The sequence below is a fragment of the Ruminococcus sp. YE282 genome (genome assembly GCA_900101355.1).
GTDB lineage: Bacteria > Bacillota > Clostridia > Oscillospirales > Acutalibacteraceae > Ruminococcoides > Ruminococcoides bromii_A.
On sequence record FMUV01000076.1, the window covers coordinates 1 to 2,014 of the forward strand.

The window sequence follows — 2,014 nt, forward strand, 5'->3', positions numbered from 1 at the left end:
GAATTGGTGAGTGGTAACTCAATTCTACTACAGAATCGTCTCTATGGACTATTTATTTTATTGTTGCAACCTCATTTTACAATGCGCCAAAAAAACAATTAAATTGATTATTTTATTAAATTATACGCTTTTTAACAAAATATAGCAATGTTTTTAAAACAAATTGTTATAAAATTTATTAAGCATATTTATGAAGTATAACCAATTTAATTTATATACAAATAAATAGTAACACGCAAAATTGCAAAGGTTAGTAAAATTTATTATTGTATTAACTTAATATGTTTTATTAGCATTTAATATTATGTTATATAGTAATAAAGCAAATAAATCGTTTAAAAATTTCTTTGTTAACATTTTGTGTACTTGTTGACAATATTTAATATTCATTATATAATTAATATTACAAAATGATTTCTTGCTTTGCCAATATTGACAATTCATAGTTTTCATAATTTATTTAATCCTTTGATATTCTCCCTGAAACTCTCCGAATGAACTTCGGAGAGTTTTCTTTTTATCAAATTTTTGCCTTTGCTTCAACTGATTGTCCGTGTTGTAATAAACGGCAAAATATGATATTATATAAGCGGAATTAAAGATAAGGACTGATTTTGTGGCAAGAGCAGTACCGCTTTTCAGCGGAAGCAAAGGCAACAGTTATTACATAGGCAACGCAACCGAGGGTGTATTGATAGATGCAGGCAGGTCGTGCAAGCAGATTGAAAATGCAATGCAGGCAAACGGACTCAGTATGAAAAACATCGGTGCCGTGTTTGTAACCCACGAACACACCGACCATTGCAGTGCCCTGCGTGTGCTTTGCAAAAAATATAATTACGAAGTTTATGCAAGCAACGGAACTCTTGACGCCCTTGAGCGTTCAAATAAGATTAATCCCGACACGGTTACACACGTGATTGAGGACGAGGCTGTTGTCGGCAATATGCTTGTGCAAAGATACGATACTCCGCACGACGCAGCAGAAAGCTGTTGCTTCAGGGTTACTGCCTCAGACGGAAAATCCGCATTAATTGCCACCGATATGGGAGTTATGCTGCCAACAATAAGAAATGCCGCAATGCAGAGCGACTTTGTTGTTCTGGAATCAAATCACGATATTAATATGCTCAAGAACGGCGGCTATCCTTATCCGCTGAAACTCAGAATCCTTTCTGACAAGGGACATCTCTCTAATCTTGCCTGCTCAAATGAACTTGCAGGACTTGTAAAAGGCGGCACGCTCAGACTTATGCTCGGTCACCTGAGCGAACAAAACAACACACCGCAAATTGCGCTTAATACGGCAATAGACGCCCTTGCAGCAGCAGGATTAAAGTATAAAACCGATTTCACACTCGACATTGCGCCGGCTGAACCCAACCTTAGACCGGTAATATTTTAGTTAAGGTCAATCACTTAAATTATGATAAAAATAAATATAATTTGTATTGGAAAAATTAAAGAAAAATATTTCACCGACGCTATTGCCGAATATTCAAAACGGCTATCTGCATTTTGCAAATTTTCAATCATTGAGCTTTCGGAAGAACGCATAAGGAGCAACACGCCAAACTCGGCGCAAATCAATGAAGTTTTACAATCCGAGGGCAAAAAGATTTTGCAAAAAATAACGCCGTCCGATTATGTTGCCGCTATGTGCATTGAGGGAAAAATGCTTTCAAGCGAGGGATTGTCAAAGCTCATAGGAAATGTATCTGTCGGGGGCAAAAGCACAATAGATTTTGTAATCGGCGGCAGTTACGGACTTAGCGATGAAGTCAAAATCAGGGCGGATTTTCGGCTTTCAATGAGCAAAATGACATTTCCGCACCAAATGGCAAGAATGATTTTATCGGAGCAAATATACAGAGCATTTGAAATATCATCAAACGGAAAATATCACAAGTAAGAATTTTAGGCTCTATAATAAAAGTTGGGGTAAGAACAAAAAGAGCCTACAAAAATAAAAGTAAAAAAGTAGAGCATATTTGTAAAAAAACCTTTAAAATGA

Annotated in this window: 2 protein-coding genes; both read left to right on the plus strand. The window is 36.2% G+C overall.

The annotated features are described in order from the left end of the window. Nucleotides 1-616 precede the first annotated feature (616 nt). Nucleotides 617-1,405, plus strand: coding sequence for an MBL fold metallo-hydrolase (locus BLP46_RS12720; protein WP_167669280.1), 789 nt, complete (start codon nt 617-619; stop codon nt 1,403-1,405). 21 nt (nt 1,406-1,426) lie between these two features. Then, nucleotides 1,427-1,912 (plus strand): 23S rRNA (pseudouridine(1915)-N(3))-methyltransferase RlmH, encoded by a 486-nt coding sequence (rlmH, locus tag BLP46_RS12725; protein ID WP_092979423.1) that lies wholly within the window; start codon nt 1,427-1,429, stop codon nt 1,910-1,912. Nucleotides 1,913-2,014: the final 102 nt, after the last annotated feature.

What these genes read in the sequence shown, in the direction of transcription:
- rlmH (WP_092979423.1), top strand. Translation starts at nt 1,427, where the DNA reads ATGATAAAAATAAATATAATTTGTATTGGAAAAATTAAAGAAAAATAT.